Raw genomic sequence first — 24,944 nt, 5'->3', positions numbered from 1 at the left:
GGGCGGCTGATGCCGCTTGCTACGACGGGCCGATGTACTTTTGCGCCCTCCTTTTTTCAGTGCCGCTTATGTCCGCTACCACCCCCGACCTCACGCTCTACGACCCGTTCACGGGCATGCGCTTCGCCCAGCACTGCTTTTTGTGCGGCACGCCCACCCCGCAGCCGTCCGACTCGGTGCTGGTGTTCGATGCGTGGCTATTGGAGCGCTACCAGCTGGCCGAGCTGCAGATAAAGCTGCTCGACCAAAGCGTACTGGCCTACCCCGAGCTACGCATGCCCTGCTGCCTCGAGTGCCGGCAGCAGCACGTGGAGCCCCTGGAGCAAACGGTGGCCAGGGCCGTGCAGGCCGGCCCCGCGGCCCTGCGCAGCCTCGATGAGAAAACGCTGTTCCTGTGGCTGGGCAAGATGTTTTACGGGGTGATGCTGCTGGAAATCCTCAACGAGCTGGATCCATTGGTAAAACCGCTCTACCCGCTGGCCGAAAATACCCAGCTCCTGCGCAAGCTGCAGTGCTTCTTTCAGGTGTTTCAGGCCCTGCGGGTGCCCATCGTGTACGAGGATTTCACGCCGGCTTCCATTTTTGTCCTGGAAACGGCTCCGCTCGAAGACACTATTCCCTTTGAGTATGATGACGACCTGAGCACCATGACCTTCAGCATCAAGCTGGACGAGACGGTGCTGGTTAGCTGCCTGATTGATAACGGCTTATTGCGGCAGGCTATGGGCCGCGTGTACCGGGATGCCCAACGGCCGCTGCACCCCATTCAGGTAGCCGAGTTTAAGGCCCGTGTGTATTACGGGGCCTATCTGCTTAATGTGGTGCCCGATTACTTTCCGCGCCCCACCCAGCCCGGCGACACCGAGTTGGTATTCGACACGCTGATTGATGACGTGACCCGCGAGATTTTCAACCCCTGGGAAAACTCGGGCTACGGCCAGTCGTTGCAGGAAATGTGGAAACGGTGGCAGATTCCCCTCACCGAAATCATGCGCGACCCCCGGCAGCCGCTAAGCTACCTGTACGATGCAGCAGGTGAGCCCCGCACGCTGGAGCATTGGGAAGGATTGCCAAGCTAATAAGCCGGGGCAAGAACTAGCCGGTAGCGTGAGCTGGGAAGGCTGAAGCCGTAAAACGGAAAACAAGAGAGTTGACGTAGTAGTAAAACTAGATTAGCTGGCGCGCCACCGGGGCTCCACCTTCATAATCTTGACGCCTTTCCACATTTCGTCGAGGTGCTCCCACTTCGCCGCCAGGATATCCATGCAGTGGCGGTGCCGGCGGTTCATCGTGTCGTGGATGACGTATACGCCGTCGAGTTTGGGAGAAATGCCGGTAACCAGAACCGAGTCGCCGTAATCAAAGTCGCCGCCCCACTTCTTGAGCAGGTCGCGGGAGAGAGCCATCCACCGGTCTTTGCTGGAATGTTTGCGCCGGATGCGCGAGTTATCCGCCGTAATGAAAGGCTCCGAGTCAGTCTGCCGAGGATCTGGCTCGTAAATAGTGGCCGTGACCGTGTAGGTGGGCAGGCGGCGGGGTAAGCGTTTGGGTACTAAAGGGGCCGATACGAAGGCTACCGTGCGGGGGCTCAGATGAGCAACGGTAGAAGGAAGAGCTGCGGAAAAGATGGGCCGCGAGGGGAAAAGAAGGGTCAGTAGGACTAGAGCAATAGACATGACGGTTAGGTTCGTGGACTCTTCTTCAAACCCGAAGAGAATGGGTGGCCTATATGGAAGGCGGGCAAGATGGGGTTAACTCCCAGCGAGGCAAAAAGGTTGCGGCAAGGGAGAATGAGTCAGGGTTGGAGAGTGGGAATGTAGACTAAAGTAATAATTATTATTGTTAAAGCAATAGAAAAGTAGGATTTTCTACAAAAAATTCCAGCAATGTAGTGTTACGCGCCCTTAGCCACCTAAACCTGCAGCGGGTGAAGTCGTAAGCACAGCAGGCCATTTTGCCTCTTGCGCTACTCTTTCCCGTTCTACTTTTTCCCTCCAAAACACTAGTATGTATATTCCTGCTATTCCCCAACTCTGGCGGCCTGCTGCCTATGCCCTGGCCCTGACATTAAGTGCTACCGTCGGCTGCTCTTCACCCGATACTTCAGCGTCGGGTGCTGCGGCCAGTTCATCCTCTGATTCAACGGCAACCAATGGCCCTGCTGCGCCCACCGATTCGCCTTTGCAGGTAGTAGCCGAGTTTCGGGAGCCTCAGATTGTGGGCGTAGCCGTGCTACCCGACGGCCGGATGTTCGGCGACTTTCCCCGCTGGGACGATAACCCGGTGGCCCCGGTGGCTGAAATCGGAACCGATGGGTCCGTGAAGCCTTATCCGAATGCGGCCTGGTGCCAATGGAACGAAACCACGCGCAACGAGCCGCAGAAGCACTGGATTTGTCCGCAGAGCGTGTACGCCGACAAAACGGGCATGCTCTGGGTGCTCGACCCAGCCTCGCCCGGCATAAAAGGCACGGTACCCGGTGGGCCCAAGCTGGTCAAAATTGACCCCAAGACGAATCAGGTGGTGCAGAACATCAGCATTCCGGAAGGCGTGGCCTCGCGCAAGTCCTACCTGAACGACGTGCGCATCGACACCCAGAATAACTACGCCTACATCACCGAGTCGGGGGTGGGCAGCTTGGTGGTAGTCGATTTGAAGACCAGCAACGCCCGCAAGCTGCTGGCCACGCATCCGTCCATGATGGGTGACACCACGCTCAACATCAAGGCCGATGGCCACGAGATGATTGATGCCAGCGGCAAACGGGCCCGCTTTAACGCCGATGGCATAGCTCTCAGTCAGGATGGGCAGTACCTCTACTGGAAACCCCTGACCAGCTACAAGCTCTTCCGCATCAAGACGGAAGCCCTGCGCAATGCTGCTTTGTCGGATGCTCAGCTGGCTCAGCAGATTGAGGACCTGGGCAAAGTACCTGCCTGCGACGGTATGGAGCTGGATGCGGCCAACAACCTGTACATGACCACATTTGAAGACCATTCCATCAAACGGCGCACCCCGGCCGGTAAAATTGAGTTGGTAGCGCAGGACCCGCGCCTGGAGTGGCCCGATACCTTTGCCTTCACTGCTGATGGCACGATCTACGTTACGGCTTCGGCCATTCACAAAACGCCAACCTGGAACAAAGGCGTGGGCAAGCAGGACCAGCCCTACCGTATTTTTAAGATGGCGCTGCCCAAGTAATAATCAGCTAAGGCGCAAAGCATTCCGGTAGTTCAGGAAAGCTTTGCGCCTTATTTTGAATAGATTGGCTATTGCCTTTTGTTCGGAAAGCTCCCAACGCAAATAATCTTTTGAAAAAGAGGCATATTTGTGTAGCCGAATTTAGGTTTTTGGCTTACCGCGAAGCGTAATACATTTACGCCGCTTCACTTTGCTCCTTCCTACATGGACGCTTACTCTTATATCGCCAATGCCCATGGCGACTACATCGACCAGCTCTACAAAGCCTACCAGGCCGACCCTGAGTCGGTAGACTTCGGCTGGCGCAAATTCTTCGAAGGCTTCGACTTCTCCCAGCAGTATCCTGCCGATGGAGAAGCACAGGTTGTCGGCTCGGGGGTGCTCAGCACCAGCGCCTCGACGGACGGTGCCGGCCAAATTCGCGCCGTTGATACCGTGTCGGCCGACAAGGAGACGCAGGTTAGCAACCTGATTCATGCCTACCGTAGCCGCGGCCACCTGCGCGCCAAAACCAACCCGGTGCGGGAGCGCAAAGACCGTAAAGCCCGCCTCGACATAGCCGACTTCGGCCTGGGCGAAGCCGATCTGGACACCACGTTCAAGAACGGCGAGGCTATTGGCCTGGGCGCCAGCGCCAAGCTGCGCGACATTGTGGCAGCCCTGGAGAAAATTTACACCCGTAGCATCGGCTTCGAGTACATGTACATCCGCGACCCGCAGGTGCTGGATTGGTTCCGGGCCAAGGTCGAGAAAGACTCCCTGGCGTTTAACCCCGGCGTGGAGTACAAAAAGCGCATTCTAAAGAAGCTCAACGAAGCTGTTGTCTTCGAGAACTTCCTGCATACCAAATTCCTGGGGCAGAAGCGCTTCTCGCTGGAAGGCGGCGAAACCACGATTCCCGCTCTTGACGCCATCATTAACAAGGCTTCCGAGCTGGGCGTAAACGAGGTCATGATTGGCATGGCCCACCGTGGCCGCCTGAACGTGCTGGCCAATATCATGGGCAAAACCTACGAGCAGATCTTCTCGGAATTCGAGGGAACCGCCGTACCGGATCTGACCATGGGCGACGGCGACGTGAAGTACCACATGGGCTACAGCTCGGAAGTAGATGCCGAAGGGGGCCGCAAGGTGAACCTGAAGCTAGCGCCCAACCCCTCGCACCTCGAAGCGGTGAACCCCGTAGTGGAAGGCTTCGTGCGGGCCAAGATTGAGCACCAGTACGCCAACGACTACCACCAGATTCTGCCCATCATTATTCACGGCGACGCGGCGCTGGCCGGGCAGGGCATCGGCTACGAAGTAACGCAGATGTCGCAGCTGGAAGGCTACAAGACCGGCGGCACCATTCACTTCGTGATTAACAACCAGGTTGGTTTCACCACCGACTTCGAGGATGCCCGCTCGTCTATCTACAGCACCGATCTGGCCAAGATTATCGACGCGCCGGTGCTGCACGTGAATGGCGACGACCCCGAGGCCGTCGTGTTTGCCGTGCGTCTGGCTACCGAGTACCGCCAGCAGTTCCACGCCGATATCTTCATTGATATGGTGTGCTACCGCCGCCACGGCCACAACGAGTCGGATGAGCCCAAGTTCACCCAGCCCACGCTCTACAACCTGATCAGCAAGCATCAGAACCCGCGCGAAGTGTACAACGCGACGCTGGTGCAGCGCGGCGACGTAGACGCCGAGCTGGCTGCGCAGATGGACAAGGAGTTCCGCGAAACCCTGCAGGCCCGCCTGGACATGGTGAAGCAGAAGCCCTTACCCTATAACTACCAGGCCCTGGAAAACGAATGGCGCAGCCTGCGCCGCTCCAAGCCCGAGGACTTCGACCAGTCGCCGGAAACCGGCATCAGCGAGGAAATCGTGGCCAAGGTCGGCAAGGCCCTGACCACGCTGCCCGAAGGCTTCCGCCCGCTGAAGCAGATTGAAAAGCTGATTGAGGAGCGCAAAAAGATGTTCTTCGATACCCGGGTGCTGAACTGGGCCGCCGGCGAATTGCTGGCATACGGCTCGTTGCTGAGCGAAAAGCACATTGTGCGCGTAAGCGGGCAGGACGTGCAGCGCGGCACCTTCTCGCACCGCCACGCCGTGCTGCACGACGCGGAGACTTCGGCGCCTTACAACTCGCTGAACTATATCGGCGAAGGGCAGGAGAAGCTGAGCATCTACAACTCGCTGCTGAGCGAGTACGCGGTGCTGGGCTTTGAATTCGGCTACGCTATGGCCAACCCCACGGCCCTGGTGGTGTGGGAAGCCCAGTTCGGCGACTTCGCCAACGGTGCTCAGACCATGATTGACCAGTTCATCGTGTCGTCGGAGAGCAAGTGGCAGCGCATGAACGGCGTGGTGATGCTCTTGCCCCACGGCTACGAAGGCCAGGGCCCCGAGCACTCCAACGCCCGCCCCGAGCGGTTCCTGCAGCTGGCGGCCGAAAACAACATCATCGTGGCTAACATGACCACGCCGGCCAACTTCTTCCACGCCCTGCGCCGGCAGCTGACCTGGAGCTTCCGCAAGCCGTTGGTGGTAATGTCGCCCAAGTCGATGCTGCGCCACCCACTGTGCGTGTCGCCGGTGGAAGAGTTTACCTCCGGCTCGTTCCGTGAGGTGCTCGACGACGTGTATGCCGACGCTAAAAAGGTAAAGCGCGTGCTGCTGTGCTCGGGCAAAGTCTACTTCGATTTGCTGGAAGAGCAGCGCACCTCCAACCGTACTGATGTCGCCATCGTGCGCCTCGAGCAACTGCACCCTTTCCCCAAAAAGCAGCTCGATGCCGAGTTGGCCAAGTACCCCAAAGCCAAGCTGTACTGGGTGCAGGAAGAGCCGGAAAACATGGGCTACTGGAACTACTTGCTGCGCTTCATGCGCCGCGAGCTAGAAGACGTTATTGCCCGCAAACCCTCCGCCTCGCCGGCCACTGGCTACAACAAGGTGCACATCAAGGAGCAGAAGGAGCTGGTTGCCCGCGCCTTCGACAAGCCCCGTGAGGCCGTAGCCGACGACACCATCAAGGAAACGGCGGCCAACGCGCAAAAAGCTGACTAACGGTACGGCAAACCGGCCGCTCCTGCTTAGCTTGGGCGGCCGGTTTGTCCGTTACCAGTCGTGGGCGGCTGCTACCAGCCGGCCCGCACGGCGCGAAGCCAGTGCTTGGCGCTCCACTTCTCACCCGAAACACTTCTAACTCCCTCCCTATGGGTCTGGAAATTAAAATACCCGCCGTCGGCGAATCAATCACCGAGGTTACGATTGCCAAATGGCTGAAGCAGGACGGCGACACGGTTAAGCGCGACGAAGTTATTGCCGAGCTGGAGTCCGATAAAGCCACATTTGAGCTGCCCGCTGAAACCGACGGGGTCCTCAAAATCCAGGTGGCCGAAGGCGAAACCATCGGCATCGGCACCACCATTGCCAGCATCAACGGCGACGGTGCTGCTGCCGCTTCAGGTGCCCCTGCTGCCCAACCCCAGGCGGCTGCCCCAGCCGCTCCGGCCCCTGGCGGTGCTGCCGACCCGGTAACGCAGGGTGAGCAGAATCCGCAGGCCAGCAACCAATCCGGCTACGGGGGCTCCCAGGCCGGCTCGGCCGACACGGCTACGCCTGCCGCGGCCCCGGCAGCTCCCGCAGCTTCGGCTCCGGCTGCTGGTGGCGCTTCTGGTGGCGGTGCTACCGTAGAAATGAAGATTCCGGCCGTGGGTGAGTCTATTACGGAAGTAACGGTAGCCAAATGGCTGAAGCCCGACGGTGCCCAAGTGCAGCGCGACGAAGTTATTGCCGAGCTGGAATCGGACAAGGCGACGTTTGAGCTGCCCGCCGAGGGTGCCGGCACGCTGCGCCACGCCGTGAAGGAAGGCGAAACCATCGGTATCGGAACCGTTATTGCCCGTATCGAAGGTGGTAGCAGCGCAGCTGCAGCGGCTGCAGCACCCGCCGCGGCTCCTGCTGCCGCGCAAGCTGCTCCAGCCGCTGCGGCCCCGGCTTCGGCCAGCGCTGCCAGCTACGCTACCGGCACGCCTTCACCGGCGGCTGGTAAGATTCTGGGTGAGAAAGGCATTGCGGCCGGTGATGTACAAGGCTCTGGTCGGGATGGTCGCATCACCAAGGAAGATGCCCTGAACGCCCAGGCTCGTCCGGCTGCGCCAGCCTCCGCTGCTGCGCCTGCAGCCGCCCCGGCCGCTAAGCCTGCTGCTGCCCCGGCTCCGGCCGCCAGCGGCAACCGCAACGTGCGCCGCGAGCGGATGAGCAACCTGCGCAAAACAGTGGCCCGCCGCCTGGTGTCGGTGAAGAATGAAACGGCGATGCTCACCACCTTCAACGAGGTGAACATGCAGCCCATCATGGACCTGCGCAACAAGTTCAAGGACAAGTTCAAGGAGAAGCACAGCGTGGGCCTCGGCTTCATGTCGTTCTTCACCAAGGCCGTGTGCGTGGCCCTGAAAGAGTGGCCCGCCGTGAATGCCCAGATCGACGGTACCGACATTCTCTACAACGACTTCTGCGACATCAGCATCGCCGTATCGGCCCCGAAAGGCCTGGTGGTGCCCGTAATTCGTAATGCCGAAGAGCTGTCGTTCGACGGTATTGAGAAGGAAATTCAGCGCCTCGCCGGCCTGGCCCGCGACAACAAGCTGACCATCGAGCAGATGACCGGCGGCACGTTTACCATCACTAATGGCGGTGTGTTTGGCTCCATGATGAGCACCCCGATCATCAACGCGCCGCAGTCGGCCATTCTGGGCATGCACAACATCGTGCAGCGTCCCATTGCCGAAAACGGGCAGGTGGTGATTCGGCCCATGATGTACCTGGCCCTGAGCTATGACCACCGTATCATCGACGGCCGCGAGTCGGTGTCGTTCCTGGTGCGCGTGAAAGAGCTGCTCGAGGACCCGACGCGCCTGCTACTGGGCGTGTAATTGGTAGCAGCTACCACCTTGCGAAAGGGCGGCCCCACTCACGGAGCCGCCCTTTTTTGTGCTTGTACCTCAGCAACTACAACAAATTCAGCTAGTTTACGCCCCAGCTCCTGAGCTCTAACCGAACGAAATATGGAAAACACTGCGACGAAGATTGCCATTCTGGGTAGTGGCAACATTGGCATTTCTCTAGCTAAAGGCCTGGTAAAAGCCGGGATGTCGACGCCTGAGGCCATTACTCTAACGCGCCGCAACGCCGCTGCCCTGACTCCGCTGGCCCAGGCTGGCTACCACACCACTGCCGATAACCTGGCAGCCGTGGAACAGGCTAATATCGTGGTGCTGGCTGTGCTGCCCCAGCAACTCAACAAGCTGCTGGATAGCATCAAAAGCGCCTTTAATCCTGACAAGCACCTGCTGATTTCGGTGATTTCCGGGGTGAGCTGCCAGGATATCCGCAACCAGGCCGGGGCCGCGCTGCGCGTGGTGCGGGCCATGCCCAACACGGCCATCGGCATCGGCCAGTCGATGACCTGCATTGCCAGCGACCAGGAGCTTGACGACGACCTGGCGCTGGTGGAAAAGCTGTTCGACACGGTGGGCATGACGGTGCGCATCAATGAGGAGCTGATGACCTCGGCCACGGCGCTTTGTGCCTGCGGAGTGGCCTTCTTTCTGCGGGCCATTCGAGCAGCTTCGCAGGGCGGCACCGAAATCGGCTTCCATGCCCACGACGCGCTGAAAATGGCAGCCCAAACGGCCAAGGGCGCCGCCGATCTGCTGTTGCAGCTGGCCTCGCACCCCGAGCAGGAAATCGACAAGGTGACCTCGCCCAAAGGCTGCACCATCGCCGGCCTCAACGAAATGGAACACCACGGCTTTAGCTCGGCCATGATTAAAGGCATCCGGCTCTCAGCCGACAAAGCAGGTAAGCTGTACAAAGACGAGTAGGCAGGACATGACTTGCCCAGTAAACCGGCAAAAAAGAAACCCGTGCTGAGAGCAGCACGGGTTTCTTTGTGGGAGTAAGCTTCAGGGGTGGAGAGGCTGAAGCCTAGTGGGTGGGGAGGTGGTTGAAGGAACCGGTTGCGGAAAAAGGTCGGATGGGAGTATGAGCGGGTGGGAAATTCGTTAGTCGACGGGCAGCTCGCGGTTACGGCTCATGCTCAGGCGGGTTGCCATTTGCCGGGCCAGCTTTTTGGCTTCCTCGGCTTTCGAGCCGGAAAAACACTCCTCAACGGCGGAGGAAAACAGCTGTACCCAATGCTCGATGTGGGGGCCGCTGGTAGGCAAAGCCAATTGCTCGGGCAGTGGTTCGCCTTCCTGCGTGCCCTGGCCCAGCAGAGTGCTGCTCCAGTATCGGTATTGGGTGGTGAGGTAATGGGGCCAGTGAATGCGGGCAGCCGCTCCGAAACGGGCTCCGAGCAACGTGTCGTTCGTGGCTTTGGAGCACAGCGTGTCAACCAAGGTTTTGATGTCACCTTCGGTTCTGATATCGGGGAGAGTAGCAGATACTTTCATGAGCAGTGGCTAAGCGAGTGGACTACCGAATACGCAGCGAATTTACGCAGGTTACATCAATTTCGCTTTATATGTCTGCATATTTATTATAAAAAATTGTAATAAGGGTATGAAAAAACGTTTGCACAAGGTGCAAAACGCTTTTAGCACCTCTTTCGCACTAAATAGAGCTCGGCTGAGGTTCAGGCTTTTTTCCGGCCGCCGAGCACGACCAGCACCACCGCTGCTACAATAAGAGCCGCTCCGCCCAGCATCCCGACCGTGAGCTGCTCACCGGCAAACGCCCAGCCCAGCAGCACGGCTACCACGGGGTTGACGAAGGCGTACGTACCCGCCAGGGCGGGCTCCACGACGCGCAACAGCCAGATGTAGGCCGAAAAAGCCACGATGGAGCCAAACGTGACCAGATACGCATAGGCCAGCCACGACTTGGTGGTAACGGCGGCGAAGTCGAAGCCGGCGGCTTCACCCCGTACCAGGCCCAGAAGTAGCATGGCCGCGCCGCCGCAGATCATCTGCATGCCGCCGGCCAGGAAAGGGGAGGAGGCCGCCTGCTTTTTCTTGGAGTACAGCGAACCAATGGCCCACACCAGGGCCGCTATCAGCACCAGCGTAATGCCGATGGCTTCGTGGCCGGGCAGCGCGACGTGGCTGACGCCCGGCGTGCGGGCCAGCAGATACACGCCCGCCATGCCCAGCACCAAGCCCAGGGCCACCCAGGGCGTAGGCCGGGCCGCTACGCCGCTGGCCCAGCCCAGCAGGGCCAGAAACATGGGCACTGTGGCCACCAGCAGCGACGTCATGCCGGAGGGAATGTACTGCTCGCCCAGCGTTACGCCGCCGTTGCCGAAAGTGAGCAGGCAGATGCCGATGATGACAGCCGTTGCCCAGCCCTGCCGGGTAGGTGCCGCCTCGCCCCGAAGGCGCATGAAGACGTAAAGAATCAGACCGGCAATGGTGTAGCGGGAGCCGGCCATGAGCAGGGGCGGCATGCTGTCGATGGCGAAGCGGATGCCCAGGTAGGTGGAGCCCCAGATGATGTAGACAATGGCAAACGCGCCCAGAATGGCGGCGCGGGAAGGCGAGGAGGTAGCGGACATAGCAAACAGGTTGAGGCCGTAAACCTACGGGAAACTCCGCCGGGCCGCTACCCGGAACTTGCGGCCTGCTACCTTCGCCCCGCTACCGGGGCCGCGAATATTGGCGCGGCCGGCAACTTCCCCGCCGCTCCGTAGTCTGTATACCGCTCTACTTTCCTCCTTCCGTATGCTCCGACTTCTGCTCTTTCTAGCTTCTTTGTTCTGCCTCACACCCGCCGCTTTGGCCCAGCTGCTGCAAGCCAAGCCCGATTTCACCCGCGCCGATTCCCTGCGCGGCACGCTCACGCCGCTGCGCACCTGCTACGACATCAACTACTACCACCTCGACGTCCGGCTCAACATTGACGACCGGTCCCTGAGCGGCTCCAACCTGTTCCGCTTCACGGCCACCGAGGATTTTACCCGCCTGCAGTTCGATTTGTTTGCTAACCTAACAGTGGAGAAAGTGGTGTACAAGGGCCAGAACCTGCCGTTTACCCGGGAGGCCAATGCCGTGTTTGTCACCTTTGCCCAACCCATCCGCAAGGGCAGCCGCGACGAATTCACTGTGTTTTATTCGGGTAAGCCCCGGGTGGCCGAGCGGGCGCCCTGGGACGGGGGCCTAGTGTTTACCACCGATGCCAACGGCAAGCCCTGGGTGGCTACGGCCGTGCAGGGCCTGGGCGCCAGCGCCTGGTGGCCCAACAAAGACCATCAGGCCGACGAGGTGGACAGCATGCTCATCAGCGTGACGGCGCCCAAGGGGCTGATGAACGTATCGAACGGGCGGCTGCGCAAAACCACTAAGCTCAAGGGCGGAGCCACCCGCTTCGACTGGGCCGTGCGCAACCCCATCAACAACTACGACGTGGCCCTGAACGTGGGCGACTACACCAAGTTTACCGACAGCTACGACGGGGAGAAAGGTAAGCTGAGCCTGGAATACTGGGTGCTGCGGGAAAACCTGGCCAAGGCCAAAACCCATTTTGCGGCCAACGTGAAACCCATGCTCAAGTCGCTGGAGTCGTGGTTCGGGCCTTACCCGTTCTATGAGGACGGCTACAAGCTGGTGGATGCGCCCCACCTGGGCATGGAGCACCAGAGCGCCGTGGCCTACGGCAACAAGTACCAGAACGGCTACCTCGGCAACGACCGGTCGGCCACGGGCTGGGGCCTGAAGTGGGACTTTATCATCATCCACGAAAGCGGCCACGAGTGGTTCGGCAACAACATTACCAGTAAGGACATTGCCGATATGTGGATTCACGAGTCGTTCACGACCTACTCGGAGGCCCTGTTCACCGAAAGCCAGTTTGGCAAGCCCGCTGGCCAGGAATACCTGCACGGGCAGCGGCGCAACATCCAGAACGACGGCCCCATCATCGGGCCCTACGGCGTGAACCGGGAAGGCTCGGGCGACATGTACGACAAAGGCTCCAACCTGCTCAACATGGTGCGCACCATCGTCAATGACGACCAGAAGTGGCGGCAGATGCTGCGGGGGCTAGGCCAGCAGTTCTACCACCAGACCGTCACGACCGAGCAAATCGTGGGCTACCTCAACCAGCAGAGCGGCCTGAACCTGACCAAGGTATTCGACCAGTACCTGCGCCACGGCAGCATCCCGACCCTGGAAATCCGCCAGGAAAACAACCAGCTGCTGGCCCGCTGGGTGTCCGATGTGCCCGACTTCGATATGCCGGTGCGGGTACGCGTGAAAGGCGGGCAGTACGGCTTCATCCGGCCCACTACCCGCTTCCAGGTAATCGAAATGCCCGGCGCCACGAAGGACAACTTGGAAGTCGACACGTTCAACTACTACATCGGGGTATTGGTGGACTAAGTGGGGTATGTGGAGTAAATAGAACGAAAAAGCTAGTTCCCCTCATTGTTTTGAAGGAGGGGTTAAAGGAGGGGTTAGGGGTGGTTCAATCGTTGAATGACTCTAAACCTGGAACGACAACTATAACTAGTCCCCCTCTCCTCTGCGGAGATGCGAACTAGAGCTAGTAACCATTCAACAATTAACCACCCCGGCCTTCGGGCACCCACGCCGCTTGATGCGCGGAATTTGAAAAAAGGAGGGGAACTAGCTTTTGAGCGTGCTAATCGTCCGCCATCAAATCTTGAAGGCGCAGCCAAAAGGCCTCCCGAACATCAGCTCACAATTTCACCACTTCACAAATTCACCGTTCGTACCTTCGCCCCAGTTGATTCTCACCGAATTCACCTTAGCATGACCCAATACGACGTTACCGTCATCGGCTCCGGCCCCGGCGGATATGTAGCGGCCATCCGCTGCGCCCAGCTCGGCTTCAAAACCGCCCTCATCGAGAAGTACCCCACTCTGGGCGGCACCTGCCTCAACGTGGGCTGCATCCCCTCGAAGGCCCTGCTCGACTCCACGGAGCACTTCCACAATGCCGGTCACACCTTCAAGGAGCACGGCATTGAGCTGAGCGACTTGCAGATCAACATGAACCAGCTCATCGACCGCAAAAACGGCGTGGTGAAGGCCAATACCGACGGCATCCAGTTCTTGATGAAGAAGAACAAGATTGAGGTGCTGCGCGGCGTGGGCTCGTTCGTCGATAAAAACCACATCAGCATTACGCCCACCGAGGGCGGTGAGGCCCAGCAGATCGAGACCAGGCACGTCATCATTGCCACCGGCTCCAAGCCCACGGTGCTGCCCTTCATTGCCCAGGACAAGGAGCGCATCATCACCTCCACCGAGGCCCTGAACATCCGGGAAGTGCCCAAGCACATGATTGTCATTGGCGGTGGCGTTATCGGCCTGGAAATGGCTTCCGTGTACGCCCGCCTCGGCGCGAAAGTATCGGTGGTGGAATACACCGATGCCATTATTCCTACCATGGACGCGGCCCTGGGCAAGGAGCTCAAGCGCGTGCTGGGCAAAATCGGTATCCAGTTTTTCCTGAGCCACAAGGTGACCGGCGCTACCCGCGAGGGCGACACCGTGACCGTAACCGCGACCAGCCCCAAGGGCGAGGAAGTGAAGTTCGAAGGCGACTACTGCCTGGTGGCCGTGGGCCGCTCGCCCTACACGGCGGGCCTGAACCTGGAAGCCGCCGGCATCGAGCTGGAAGAGCGCGGCCGCATCAAGGTCGATGAGCACCTGCAAACCTCCGTGCCCGGCATCTACGCCATCGGCGACGTGATTCGGGGTGCCATGCTGGCCCACAAGGCCGAGGAAGAAGGCGTGTACGTGGCCGAAACCCTGGCCGGGCAGAAGCCCCATGTGAATTACCTGCTGATTCCGGGCGTGGTGTACACCTGGCCCGAAGTGGCCGCCGTGGGCTACACCGAAGAGCAGCTCAAGGAGCAGGGCCGCGCCTACAAAACCGGTTCCTTCCCCTTCCGCGCCTCGGGCCGCGCCCGCGCCTCCATGGACCTCGACGGCTTCGTGAAAGTGCTGGCCGACAAGGAAACCGACGAAATCCTGGGCGTCCACATGATTGGCCCCCGCATCGCCGACCTCATTGCCGAAGCCGTGACGGCTATGGAGTTCCGCGCCTCGGCCGAGGACGTAGCCCGCATGAGCCACGCCCACCCCACCTACGCCGAAGCCATGAAGGAAGCCTGCCTCGCCGCCACCGAGAACCGGGCCATCCACATGTAATTCCGCAGCCACAAGGCAGAAACGCAAAAGCGGCTGAAACTCCCCGGAGCTTCAGCCGCTTTTTTACGCCCAGGCTGCCACCTGCTGATGAATGCCGTATCTTTAATATCCTGCCATCATCTACTTGTGTATGAACCTCGACGTCGTTCTTTCCGACCCCGATATCTTGGGTGGCACCCCGGTGTTCCAGGGTACCCGCGTACCCATTGAAACGCTGTTTATGCACCTGGAAAAAGGAGTATCGGTAGCTGAGTTTCTCGACGATTTTCCCTCCGTGCAGCATGAGCAGGTAGTGCAGGTGCTGGCCATAGCGGAAAAGCTGTTCTCCTCGCCCAACTTCCGGCAGCTCTATGAAAGTGCTGCTTGATGAGAATCTGCCCAAGCGCTTAAAGGCTGAGCTCATTTTCGTGCTTCTCGCGCTCGTCCGCCGTGATGGAGGGCAGGGCTAGGATGGCTTCGGCCGAGGCCAGGCGGGCTTCCACCGTGGCCAGCTGGGCAGTGGCCGAGTTTTGCAGGCGCTCGGCGCGCTTGTCGTCCAGGTCGCTGTTCACGTCGCGGGCCGAGTAGGTGAGCAGCTCGAAGTCGATTTCGTCGGTGGCCGCGTCGCAGAGGGCGCGGTCGGTAAGGGAGGAATACACCAGGGGCATACGATACTAAGTTAAGGGGTTAGTGATGCCCGAACATAGGAGGGTAAATAGCCGATAAAAAGGTCATTGCGCCGGTTTTTGTGACATGCTGCAAGCCCGGTTCTGCTGCCGTGGCGCCCCGGTTCGACAGGCACAAAACCAGCTCCTTATGGTCCAGTTTCGGCTATACCAGGTTTGGTGAAAACGCGCGACTGTTGTCAAGTATTCAAAGGTTGGAATGTTTGCGGCGAAATGGGACAAAGCACCCATACAATACTTTACCGCGCTGTTGCGCCCAAGCCCTTTCTGTCATTGCGAGGAAGTATGACGAAGCAATGTCCTCTGCGCAGCACAACACAGCCTTTTACCAGAAAGCCCTAACGCCTGCTCAGGCGTTAGGGCTTTTCAGTGAAGAAAGCTCGGCACATTTCAGCGGGCGGATTAGCGGCGCTGTCCTGCGGGTGCCACGGCTGCGCCTCGTAAGGACACAAGGGAAAGAAGCGGGAGTGCTGCGCCGGCCAGCTCTCTACGATGGGCTACATGCCGACGGCTCTCTACGAAGCGGCCAGCAGGGCGGCTTCGGCTTCGAGGGCCCCGGCCTGGGCCAGGAGCAGGCGCCAGCGGGTGACCTCCTCGGCGGTGAGCGGACGGGCGCGGCGGTGCAGCCAGCCGGTCAGCCAGGCGGCGCGCTCGGGGTCGGGGGCATCGGTGGGGGGGAGCAGGGCGGGCAGGGCCAGCTGCCAGCGCTGAGCCACGTGGGCCCGGCGCGCCAGCTGCCCGGCCTGGGCGCGCAGCTTGGCGGCCCGCTGCAGGCACACGCGGCGGCGGAAGTCCAGCGTTCCGGCATCGGGGGCCGGCGAGCCGGGCGGCAGGGCGGCGGGCAGCGGCTCGTCGAGCTGGGTGATGGGCTCGGGCAGCTGCCGGGCCAGGGGCAGCATGGCGTCGGCCACGAGGTAGCCCATATTCTGCCGGCCCGATTCAATGCTGTGCACCAGTTGCTGGCTGATGCCCAGGTACAGCGCCAGCTCCTGCTGCTGCAAGCCAAACCAGGCTCGAATCCGGGCCAATATGGAGGTTGAGGGTAAAGCGCGGCGCGGCATGGGGGCGTGTTGTTTATTTTATGTTTCGCGAAAATAAACAACAAATTGAAAAGTGGATTTGTTGTTTATTGTTTGATATATAAAAATAAACAACAAGAAACGCTCCTGGGCAAATAGCTAAAAATGCAAAACGGCCGAAGCTACGGGGCTTCGGCCGCTTTTTACGTTCAGACTTCTACGGGAAGCTACCGATATGCTCCTGCGCGTAGGTGTGCAGCCGGTCGAGCAGGAGTGGTTTAAGCTGCTCGAATTCGGCCTCGTACTCCTGCAAACGCTTATTCGTACTGATTCACCTGTGGGCTTTCTCGGAGGAGGCTGTGGCATACCGCATTTGCAGGGCAGCATACCGGACGCGCATCGCCAGCAGAGTATCGGCCAGGGCAAACTGCTGGAGTTCCTGCCGCAACTCGGCAACCACTAGGTCTAGGTGAAAGAAAAGGGCGTCGGTCAGCCCTTCCCATTCCTGGTAGTCGAGCCACTCGCAGAGCAGGATGAAGCAGGCTTGCGGCCGATTGAGCTTTTGTAATTCGCCTACTTCTACCCAATGATTCCGGGCTAACGGAATTTCGCCCTCAATGGCCAGCTGGATACGGGACAGCGCTTGGGCTTGGTCGGTGGGGTAGCGGAGCAGGATGCGCTCCGTGAGCGTATACAGCTCCGCCCGGATGCTTTGTAGGGCCTGGTTTACATCGTAGTTGGCCAGGGCCAAATGCTGCTCCGCAACAGGCCGCTCAACTCCGGTTTTGCTCACCACCAGGTCCGTCAGCTCCTGCTTAAATAGCTGCGCCGCTGCCGCTACGTCGCCCTGCGTGTGGGTCAGTAGCTGAAGCGCTTGGCGTAGGCCGATGGGCAGCAGCTGCCGAAGCTCCTGAAGCTGACTGGTAAACGGCGGCATGGGCTGAATAGCTAGGATGAGGGTTGAAGATAAAGCAGCCGGAACTACGAGATTCTCCGGCCGCTTTTTGCAGTTAAAAAAAGGGCAGCTACGCCAGCAGCCAGAACCGCCAGCCGCTCCAGTGGCGGATATAGTGCCGCTTGAAATCCTCAAACTCCTCGGGCCGGGGCAGGTCTTGGCCGTGGGCGTAGGCCTCGTAGGCCGTGCGGTCGGCAAAGAGCTGGCTGCGCTTCGAGGCCAGATTGTAGACGTAGTAGGTGCTGTCTGGGTCCAGGACGGCACACAGCATATCGTGGCGCACCTGATAGGCAAGTACCTCGCCGGCATCTTCGTAGTCGGGCAGTTGCTGTATGGGCTTGAAGTAAGCCGTGACGCCATTCATTTCCTCCATTGTCTCCCCGTGGCCCAGCGGGACGCGGGCGTAGTCGCCCAGGCCGTGATGGCCCCAGTAGGTGAAGGAAAAGACGAATAAGGCCACTGACCCCAAAAATCCGCTGCTCCACCAGAAACGCTTGCCGTTGCGGCTGGCTTGCACCAGGGGGTGGGTAGGGTCCTGGCGTCCGTATAGCCGCAGAAGCCCCGCAGCACGGTGGCATATACCGAAGCCTGGACGGCAATCTTGAAGAAGGTAAAAACCAGGTGAAACAGAGCTTCCATCTGGGTAAAGCTACGGGTTGCGCCCGGGGTTACGCGCTTCGCTCATAAACGGCCTGTATGCGGCGTAAGCAGCACTATTCCTTAACAAGACGCAGCAGTGAACGTAGCGGTAAGCTAGCGTACCTGGCCGTGGCAGCATGAAGCTATGCCCAAGACGGCATTAGGTACGCACGATGTCTCCTATTCACCTCATTACCCTTCCTATGCAGAGCAACAAGCAGATTCTCGAAAAAGCCAACGCGGCCATCACGGCCGGCGACTACGAGGGGTTCCTGGCCCATTGCACCGACGACACCCAGTGGACTTTCGTGGGCGAGCAAACCCTGCACGGCAAAGAGGCGGTGCGGCAGTGGATGCCCACGGCGTATAAAGAGCCCCCGGTGTTTCAGGTCCGGCACCTGATTGCCGAGGACGATTTTGTGACGGCCCTCGGTACCATTATGCTGCCCGATGAGCAGGGGCAGGCAGTGGAGTACGCCTACTGCGACGTTTGGCGGTTTCGGGATGGGAAGATGGCCGAGCTACAGGCTTTCGTCATTAAGCCCTAGCGCGAGGCGAAGGCCAGCTATTGGGTTGGGTAAGCATGGGGCGGTAGTGCGCGGGAGCGGGGCAGCGCTTATTTTCACGGCTGCTAACCGAACCGAACCCTTCAATTCCTTACATGCGCCTCTGCTTCCTGCCCGTGCGAACCTGCTGCTGCATGCTGGTGGCCCTGACCGGCCTGGCGGGCTGCACCGTTTTCAGTCCCTACAAAAACACGTACGACTACTGGTACCACCACGGCCTGAGCAAGACTGAGCGGGCCCAGGTGGAGCAGCAGGGGCGGCTGGTGAAAGAATGGCGGGGCACCAACTCCAGCGGCGACCTGTGCACCGGTCAGCTCCTGGTGACCAAAGCGCCGGGTGGTCGGTACCAGTTCACCGAAACCGGGCTGTGGATAAACCGCTACACCGGCAAAGCCGCCCAGGGCTGGCGGGCCGCGGTGCTGGACTCCACCCGCTACGACGACGCCGGCAATATCCTGTACCGGGCCCAGTACCTGGATGAAAACCAGGACCGCCTGGGCCAGTACCTGTTCGAGAAATGGGTGGGCGTCCGCACCGATAGCCTCCGCCAAACCGTGTATTCCTACTACCCCACCGGGCAGCTGCGCTTCGAGCAGCAGGCCACGGTGCTGAACGATACCGCCCTGGGCAGCGACCGGACCAAGCCCAAAGCCCTGCGCAGGATGAGCGCCTACAACGAAGCCGGCCAGCCAATTTCCCTACCCGAGCTGCAGAAGCTCCTGTATCAGTGGTACCAGCCGCACGTTTCCATGGCGAAGGGCCGGTAGCCACCACCGCGGCCACAGAAATTGCCCCGGCACCCAGCGGCTGAAACTCTCCGGAGCGGCAGCCGCTTTTTGTCAGTAGCTTCACCCGTCCCTTCCGTGCCGCTCCTATGCCTGCTCTGTTCCGCCTGCTGTGCCTGCTGCTTGGTCTGCTGCTTGGTCTGCTTGCCCCGGCCGGCGCGCTTCGGGCCCAGCCGGCCCAGCTTACGCCCGCCCAGTACCAGCAGGATTTCGATTACTTCTGGACTACCGTTCACGAGAACTACTGCTACTTCGACAAGAAGCAGACCGACTGGGCCCGGGTGCGCCAGCTCTACGCGGCCCAGCTCTCCGGCATCAATAGCCGGGCCCAGTTTGTGCGCCTGCTGGAAAACGCGCTAAACGAGCTCTACGACAACCACGCCAACCTCTCTACCAACCTGCCCGACTCGCGCCGCCTGCTGCCCTCGGGCACCGATGTGTGGGCCGGGTTTCAGCAGGGCCGGGCGGTGGTGGTGGCCGTGCGCGCCGGCTTCGGGGCCGAGCGGGTAGGCGTGCGGCCCGGGATGGAAATAGTAGCCGTGGACGACGTGCCCATCGAAAAGGCGCTGCGGCCCCTGCTGGGCCGCAGCCTGAAAGCCGTGGATGAAGCCGCCCGGGAAGTAGCCCTCAACCAGGCCCTGGCCGGCACCCACAACGCCCCGCGCAAGCTGACCGTGCGCACCCAGCACCGCCGGCGCGACCTGTACCCCGACAAGCCCACGGCCCAGCTGGAGCACATTCGCTACGCGGGGCTGCTGGCAAGCCGGCAGCTGGGCACCCTGGGCTACATTCGCCTCCACAACAGCCTGGGCGACAACCGCCTCATTGCCGCCTTCGACAGCGCGCTCAACACGTTGGGCGCCACCACGGGCCTTATTCTGGATTTGCGCGAGACGCCCGGCGGCGGCAACACCACCGTGGCCCGGGCCCTGATGGGCCGCTTTATCACGCGGGAGCAGCCCTACCAGCGCCACGAGCAGCCCGCCGAGGAACGAAGGTTCGGCGTCCGGCGCAGCTGGGTCGAGCTGGTGGCGCCACGCGGGGCCACCTACTCCCGGCCCCTGGTGGTACTGGTCGGCCGCTGGACCAGCAGCATGGGCGAGGGCATCACCGTGGGGCTGGAATCTATGCAGCGCGCCACCATCGTCGGCTCCGAAATGGCCCGCCTCAACGGCTCCATCTTGTCGTTTCGGCTGCCCAATTCCTCCTTCGGCTTCAATATTCCCACCGAGCGCCTCTACCGGGTCGACGGCCTGCCCCGGGAGCAGTTCGTGCCCGCCCAGCACCTCATTTCCGGCAGCTCTGGCGAGGGCGATGCTGCGCTGGAAAAGGCCGTGCAGGTACTGAAAGGTGGCGGGAAGTAACGCGGCCTGCGGCCGCCAAGACTTCCGCCGGACGGTGGCCGTCCCACGTACTTCCGACCGATGACATCAGGTGGATAGCCTGCCCCTGGCCGCTCCTTATTGCCGCCGCTTTTGTTACGTTTAGACTGCTGTTACCAGCCCCCACCCGTTGCCCTTTTCCATGAATGAGCGTATTCCCACCTATCAGTTGCAGGCTTTTGCTGCCGATGGCAGTGGTCAGGCCCCGGAGGTGTTCTTTCCCGCCTATGGCGCGGTGAAGCCCACCATTCCGCTGCACCAGCCTTACCGGGGCAACTACTACAAAATCAGTTTGTGTTTGCGGGGCACGGCCGAGTTCAACGCCAACCTGGCGCCCTACGTCGTGCGGCCCGGCTGCCTGGTGCTGGCCACGCCCGACGTCATCAAGGAGTGGGGCCGCGTGGCCGCCGACTACGAAACCCTGTCCATCTTTTTCACCCGCGACTTTATCTCGGCCAATAATGCGGCCACGGGCAAGCTGCGCTTTTTCGTGACTCCGCCCACCTACGTGCTGCCGCTGGGGGCCGTTGAGGCGGCTAGTATCGAGGAGTCATTTCGCTTCCTGCAACAGAAATACAATACCCCCAATGCCCAGCGCGCCAACATCGTCAAGAGCATCCTTACCAGTCTGCTCTACGAAATAGGAACCCTCTACGACCCGGTGCCCGCCGGGCTACCTCAGGGCAGCCGCGGCCGGCAGCTGGCCGCCAGCTTCCGCCAGCTGGTGCAGGTGCATTGTGCCACTGAGCGCAGCGTACAGTTCTACGCCGCCGCGCTGTGCATTACGCCCAAGCACCTCACTGAGCTGGTGAAGGAGGCCACCGGCCAGACCGCCAGTGCCTGCATAGCCGGGGCAGTGGCCCTCGAAGCCAAGGCCCTGCTGCAAAACCCCGCGCTGACGGTGGCCCAGGTGGCCGCGAGCCTGCAGTTTGCCGACCAGTTCGCGTTCAGCCGGTTTTTCAAGCGCAGCACGGGCCTGTCGCCCAGCGCCTTCCGGCGGGTAGGCTAGGCCAGTCTTGCCGCCTTTTCGCCACAGATTGCCGCCCTCCGGCCATTCTACCACCGGGCAGGAGTACCGAATTTTGAAGCTGCAACCGTCGCCCCGTGCGGTCCACCCCGTGGAGCCGTGGGCCGTGGCCGCTTTTTTCTTCACGCTCATACCCTTTTCCCATGATTTTAGTAACCGGAGCCACCGGCCACTTAGGCGCGGCCGTGCTGCATACCCTTCTTCAACGCACTGCCCCCCAGCACCTGGCCGCCCTGGTGCGCGACCCGGCCAAAGCCACTGCCTGGCATACCCGGGGCGTACACATCCGGGTGGGCAGCTACACCGACCCGGCCTCCCTGGACTCGGCCATGCAGGGCATCGACACGGTGCTGCTCATCTCCGGCGGGGGCGACGACGACGGCCTGCAACAGCACCAGAACGTTATTGACGCGGCCCGCAAGGCGGGCGTGCGCCGCGTGGCCTACACCAGCCGCGCCCTGCAAGACCCCGCCTCCCTGGCCAACGAGCTCATGGTGCGCCATTTCCAGACCGAACATTACCTGCAAGCCAGCGGCCTGGGCTATATCCTCTTTCGCAACATTCTCTACATGGACACGCTGCCGCTGTTTACGGGCCCTACGGTACTGGAAACGGGCATCAGCCTGCCGGCCGGGCAGGGCAAAGTGGCCTATGCCCTGCGCAGCGAAATGGGGGAGGCTATTGCCAACGTGCTGCTGGAAAACACCGGCGGCAACCATACCTACCACTTCACCGGCAGCGAAGCCTATTCCTTTCACGACGTAGCCGCGGCCCTCACCCAAGCGTCGGGCAAGCCCGTGGCCTATACCGACGTCGAGAGCAGCGTTTTGGCCGCCCGCATGCGGGAGCGGGGCGTGCCGGCGGTAGCCATTCAGCGCACCATCGGCTTCCTGACCGACATCAAGCACGACCAGGAGGCAATGGTCAGCCCCAACCTGGAAGCTGCGCTGGGCCGCCGGCCCACTGGTTTGCTGGAAGGAGTGAAGCAGCTGTACCAGCTCTAGCCCACTCCTAAGCCAGGGCAGGCGCCGGGCAACCCGCTGTCTGGTTTGGCGTGTTGGATTATAACGCACTATCTGAGGCACCCTGAACCAAAAAGCCGCCTACCACGAGAAGCGGCAGGCGGCTTGGTATTTCGGCGACGATGGGCGGGCGCTATACGGCGCTGGCCTCGGCGGACTGCGGCTCCGGCTGCATGGCGGCGGGGTCCATGTACATCACTTCCCAAAGGTGGCCATCGGGGTCCTGGAAGTTGCGGGCGTACATGAAGTCCTGCTCCTGGATGGGCTTGGCCTGCTGGCCCCCGGCGGCCAGGGCTTTATCGACGAGGGCATCGACGGCTGCGCGGCTGTCGGCCGAGAGGCACAGAATCACCTCGGTGCTCGTGGTGGCGTCCACGATTTGCTTGGTAGTGAAGGTCTGGAAGAAGGGCTGCACCAGCAGCATCACGTAGATAGTGTCGCTGATGACCATGCAGGTGGCGTTTTCATCGGTGAACTGCTGGTTGAACTGAAAGCCGACCTGGGTGAAAAACGCTATGGAAGCATTCAGGTCGCGCACGGGCAGGTTGACAAAAATCTGAGTAGCCATGATAGTGGGGTTTGGTTAGTACAGAGTAAAAATAGCGGTCAGCGGGGCCCTTCCGGGTGGCCGATTGCGACATAAGGCGGGTGCTTTGCGGCAAAAACAGCGGCTCAGCCGGGGCATGAGCGGCAGGCGCTGCCGCCTGTGGCATCAGCCTGGCTTGCCACCTGGTAGCCCCTAAGTCAAAGCGGCCGGGCCTAATGGAAGGTCCGGCCGCGGCGGCGTTGGAGGCTGGGCAGGAAGATGCCAGACCGATGGGTAATAAGCTACTGCCTTAACAAAGAACGTCATGTCGACCAGTCGGAGACATCTTGCGGGCTGCTGTTGCCAAACTAGCTGTCATCCTGGGCTTTGTGAAGGACCTTATAAGACAGGAACAAGTCGCGGTTACGGTAATCGTTCAGCTGTTATAAGGTCCTTGCAGGCGGACGTCAGATTAAGGATGACAGGCGAAATAAGAAGGTAGCCTTGGTGGGGCTAATACGCTATGCGCTCCAGGCCGATGCGCTGGGGGCTGCGCTGCTCATGGTACAGCAGCAGGTGCTGGGGCTCGACAAACCAAATATCGAAATAGCCGGTGGGAGGAGTCTGCTGCACCGTGACGGGCTGGCCCGAATGCAGGTCCAGAGTGAGGATGCGGCGCTCCGTGCGCAGCACGATACGGTTGCTGTCGGCGGAGAAGCCGCGCAGCCGGAACACGCCGGCCTGGGCGGCCTGCTGGGCCATGCGCCGGGCCTGCAGGTAGCCGCCTACCGTGAACGAGCCCCCATCGGGCAGGGGCAATACCTGCACCTGGTCGAGCTGGCCGGCCGGGTTGAGGCGCAACGATACCACGTCGCGGGGGCGCAGCGTGGTGGTGCTCACACGCACGATGCCCAGCGTGGCGATGCCCGTAACGATGCCGATGGCCATGTGGCCGCCCAGCGAGGTGCTGGTGTAGGTTTCGCCGATGAGGCGCATGCTGCCGTCGGCTTCGGGGCGCAGGGCCCGCCACAGCACCTTGCGGCCCTGGGCCGTGAGCAGCCGCGCTTCGGCCGAGAGGCCCACCAGGCGCTCATCGGTGCGGGTGCTGTCGGGGTGCAGGCGGGTGCTGAACAGGCTGCCGGTGCTGGTGCGGCTGGGGCGGTTGTTGGGGTAAGAATAGCCGGCCAGCACCAGGCTGTGGCCCGGGCCCATTACGCTCACGCCCGGCACGCGCCGCTCCCCGTTGTGGTCGAGGGGCAGCCGGCACAATACCTTGCCCGTGCTCAGCTCCATGGCGTAGGCCGTCGTCACGGCCAGGCGGCTGGTGGCATTGGTCGTGACCAGCAGCCAGGCGTGGGTGCTGTCGACGGCGGCCTGTTCTACCTCCACCGAGCCCACGGCCGAGGCAAAGCGATGCTGCCACTGCACCTGCAGCTGGGGGTTGAGGAAGCGCACGACCAGCTCGCGGCGCACCGGCTCGACCAGCAGAAAGCCGTCGGTCTGGGGCGCGACGCTCCCGCTCAGCTCCTGCCAGCGCACTTTCCTGGCTTTTTCGCGCTGCAGCTGCACTACTTGGCCCAGAGTGTCGAGCACCACGGTAACCAGGGTATCGGTGCCGCGCTTGTGCAGCTGGTAGAGCACGTGCTGGCGGCTGCTGGCGCTGTTGCTCAGCACGTAGCGGCCCGGCAGGCGCAGGCTCTGGCGCCGATGCCGACCCAGGCTGGGGCTAAACACGTACTGCCGGAAGTAGGTGACGTCGGCGGGCCCGGGCTCCAGGGAAAACATCATGGCCCGGTGGGCGCTGGGCAGGTACAGTCCGCCGGTCTGGGCCAGCTTGATGCTGTCGATGGTGACGTGCTGGGCCTGGCCGGGGCGGGCCATAAAGCCCGCCAGTACCGTAAGCAGCGCAAAGGTGTTGCGTAAAGAAAAGGGCATAGAGAAGAGGTAAAGCCGGTGGCCGGTAAAGGCCAAAAAACAGAACCTCAAAAA

Annotated in this window: 22 protein-coding genes; 13 read left to right on the top strand and 9 right to left on the bottom strand. The window is 61.1% G+C overall.

Going from position 1 to position 24,944, the window contains the following annotated elements; genetic code table 11:
* The first annotated feature begins 68 nt into the window (after positions 1-68).
* Positions 69-1,079, top strand: a complete 1,011-nt coding sequence (locus tag LGH70_RS03080; RefSeq protein WP_226182575.1) for a hypothetical protein — start codon at positions 69-71, stop codon at positions 1,077-1,079.
* A gap of 93 nt (positions 1,080-1,172) precedes the next feature.
* Here LGH70_RS03080 and LGH70_RS03075 read toward each other — a convergent pair whose 3' ends face one another.
* Positions 1,173-1,676 (bottom strand): RlpA-like double-psi beta-barrel domain-containing protein, encoded by a 504-nt coding sequence (locus LGH70_RS03075; RefSeq protein WP_226182573.1) that lies wholly within the window; start codon positions 1,674-1,676, stop codon positions 1,173-1,175.
* 331 nt (positions 1,677-2,007) lie between these two features.
* On the opposite strand from LGH70_RS03075, the gene LGH70_RS03070 reads away from it, so the two are divergent.
* The 4 genes from LGH70_RS03070 (at position 2,008) to proC (ending at position 9,077) form a co-directional block, all read left to right on the top strand.
* Positions 2,008-3,201 (top strand): major royal jelly family protein, encoded by a 1,194-nt coding sequence (locus tag LGH70_RS03070; protein WP_226182571.1) that lies wholly within the window; start codon positions 2,008-2,010, stop codon positions 3,199-3,201.
* Positions 3,202-3,405: 204 nt separating this feature from the next.
* Complete coding sequence (locus LGH70_RS03065; RefSeq protein ID WP_226182570.1) at positions 3,406-6,255, top strand: 2-oxoglutarate dehydrogenase E1 component; 2,850 nt, start codon at positions 3,406-3,408, stop codon at positions 6,253-6,255.
* Between the two features lie 149 nt (positions 6,256-6,404).
* Positions 6,405-8,126 (top strand): 2-oxoglutarate dehydrogenase complex dihydrolipoyllysine-residue succinyltransferase, encoded by a 1,722-nt coding sequence (gene odhB, locus LGH70_RS03060; protein WP_226182569.1) that lies wholly within the window; start codon positions 6,405-6,407, stop codon positions 8,124-8,126.
* 132 nt (positions 8,127-8,258) lie between these two features.
* A complete protein-coding gene (gene proC / locus LGH70_RS03055; protein WP_226182568.1) occupies positions 8,259-9,077 on the top strand; it encodes a pyrroline-5-carboxylate reductase in 819 nt (272 codons plus the stop codon).
* A 180-nt stretch (positions 9,078-9,257) separates the two neighbouring features.
* On the opposite strand, the gene LGH70_RS03050 is transcribed toward proC, so the two are convergent.
* Positions 9,258-9,647, bottom strand: a complete 390-nt coding sequence (locus LGH70_RS03050) for a group III truncated hemoglobin (RefSeq protein WP_226182566.1) — start codon at positions 9,645-9,647, stop codon at positions 9,258-9,260.
* A 182-nt stretch (positions 9,648-9,829) separates the two neighbouring features.
* Positions 9,830-10,747, bottom strand: coding sequence for a drug/metabolite exporter YedA (yedA, locus tag LGH70_RS03045; protein WP_226182564.1), 918 nt, complete (start codon positions 10,745-10,747; stop codon positions 9,830-9,832).
* Between the two features lie 166 nt (positions 10,748-10,913).
* On the opposite strand from yedA, the gene LGH70_RS03040 reads away from it, so the two are divergent.
* The 3 genes from LGH70_RS03040 (at position 10,914) to LGH70_RS03030 (ending at position 14,736) form a co-directional block, all read left to right on the top strand.
* Positions 10,914-12,569: a M1 family metallopeptidase gene (locus LGH70_RS03040; protein ID WP_226182562.1), complete on the top strand. Its 1,656-nt coding sequence runs from the start codon at positions 10,914-10,916 to the stop codon at positions 12,567-12,569.
* A 393-nt stretch (positions 12,570-12,962) separates the two neighbouring features.
* Positions 12,963-14,369, top strand: coding sequence for a dihydrolipoyl dehydrogenase (lpdA, locus tag LGH70_RS03035; RefSeq protein ID WP_226182560.1), 1,407 nt, complete (start codon positions 12,963-12,965; stop codon positions 14,367-14,369).
* A 130-nt stretch (positions 14,370-14,499) separates the two neighbouring features.
* Positions 14,500-14,736, top strand: coding sequence for a DUF433 domain-containing protein (locus LGH70_RS03030; protein ID WP_226182559.1), 237 nt, complete (start codon positions 14,500-14,502; stop codon positions 14,734-14,736).
* Between the two features lie 19 nt (positions 14,737-14,755).
* Here the strand turns inward: LGH70_RS03030 and LGH70_RS03025 are convergent, their stop codons facing one another.
* The 4 genes from LGH70_RS03025 to LGH70_RS03010 all read right to left on the bottom strand — a co-directional run bounded on the left by LGH70_RS03025 (position 14,756) and on the right by LGH70_RS03010 (position 17,468).
* Positions 14,756-15,016, bottom strand: coding sequence for a hypothetical protein (locus LGH70_RS03025; RefSeq protein ID WP_226182557.1), 261 nt, complete (start codon positions 15,014-15,016; stop codon positions 14,756-14,758).
* Positions 15,017-15,549: 533 nt separating this feature from the next.
* Positions 15,550-16,062 carry a helix-turn-helix domain-containing protein gene (locus LGH70_RS03020; protein WP_226182556.1) on the bottom strand — a complete coding sequence of 171 codons (513 nt, stop codon included), beginning with the start codon at positions 16,060-16,062 and terminating at the stop codon, positions 15,550-15,552.
* Between the two features lie 322 nt (positions 16,063-16,384).
* Positions 16,385-16,990 (bottom strand): hypothetical protein, encoded by a 606-nt coding sequence (locus LGH70_RS03015; protein WP_226182554.1) that lies wholly within the window; start codon positions 16,988-16,990, stop codon positions 16,385-16,387.
* Between the two features lie 88 nt (positions 16,991-17,078).
* Positions 17,079-17,468 (bottom strand): hypothetical protein, encoded by a 390-nt coding sequence (locus tag LGH70_RS03010; RefSeq protein WP_226182552.1) that lies wholly within the window; start codon positions 17,466-17,468, stop codon positions 17,079-17,081.
* 382 nt (positions 17,469-17,850) lie between these two features.
* Here LGH70_RS03010 and LGH70_RS03005 point away from each other — a divergent pair, with 382 nt between their 5' ends.
* From LGH70_RS03005 to LGH70_RS02985, 5 genes are all read left to right on the top strand, one after another.
* Positions 17,851-18,195, top strand: a complete 345-nt coding sequence (locus LGH70_RS03005; protein WP_226182550.1) for a nuclear transport factor 2 family protein — start codon at positions 17,851-17,853, stop codon at positions 18,193-18,195.
* Between the two features lie 113 nt (positions 18,196-18,308).
* Complete coding sequence (locus LGH70_RS03000; RefSeq protein WP_226182548.1) at positions 18,309-18,980, top strand: hypothetical protein; 672 nt, start codon at positions 18,309-18,311, stop codon at positions 18,978-18,980.
* Between the two features lie 107 nt (positions 18,981-19,087).
* The gene (locus tag LGH70_RS02995; protein ID WP_226182546.1) at positions 19,088-20,362 is read left to right on the top strand and encodes a S41 family peptidase; all 1,275 of its coding nucleotides are present in this window, start codon (positions 19,088-19,090) and stop codon (positions 20,360-20,362) included.
* 160 nt (positions 20,363-20,522) lie between these two features.
* Complete coding sequence (locus tag LGH70_RS02990; RefSeq protein ID WP_226182543.1) at positions 20,523-21,389, top strand: AraC family transcriptional regulator; 867 nt, start codon at positions 20,523-20,525, stop codon at positions 21,387-21,389.
* A gap of 161 nt (positions 21,390-21,550) precedes the next feature.
* Entirely contained in the window at positions 21,551-22,411 is an 861-nt protein-coding gene (locus LGH70_RS02985) for an SDR family oxidoreductase (protein ID WP_226182541.1), read from the top strand.
* Positions 22,412-22,562: 151 nt separating this feature from the next.
* Here LGH70_RS02985 and LGH70_RS02980 read toward each other — a convergent pair whose 3' ends face one another.
* Positions 22,563-22,997 carry a VOC family protein gene (locus LGH70_RS02980; RefSeq protein ID WP_226182539.1) on the bottom strand — a complete coding sequence of 145 codons (435 nt, stop codon included), beginning with the start codon at positions 22,995-22,997 and terminating at the stop codon, positions 22,563-22,565.
* A gap of 471 nt (positions 22,998-23,468) precedes the next feature.
* Positions 23,469-24,890, bottom strand: a complete 1,422-nt coding sequence (locus tag LGH70_RS02975) for a hypothetical protein (RefSeq protein WP_226182537.1) — start codon at positions 24,888-24,890, stop codon at positions 23,469-23,471.
* Positions 24,891-24,944: the final 54 nt, after the last annotated feature.

Origin of the sequence: Hymenobacter nitidus, from assembly GCF_020447315.1 — a bacterium.
Taxonomy (GTDB): Bacteria; Bacteroidota; Bacteroidia; order Cytophagales; family Hymenobacteraceae; genus Hymenobacter; species Hymenobacter nitidus.
This window is presented reverse-complemented; position numbering and strand designations above follow the sequence as displayed.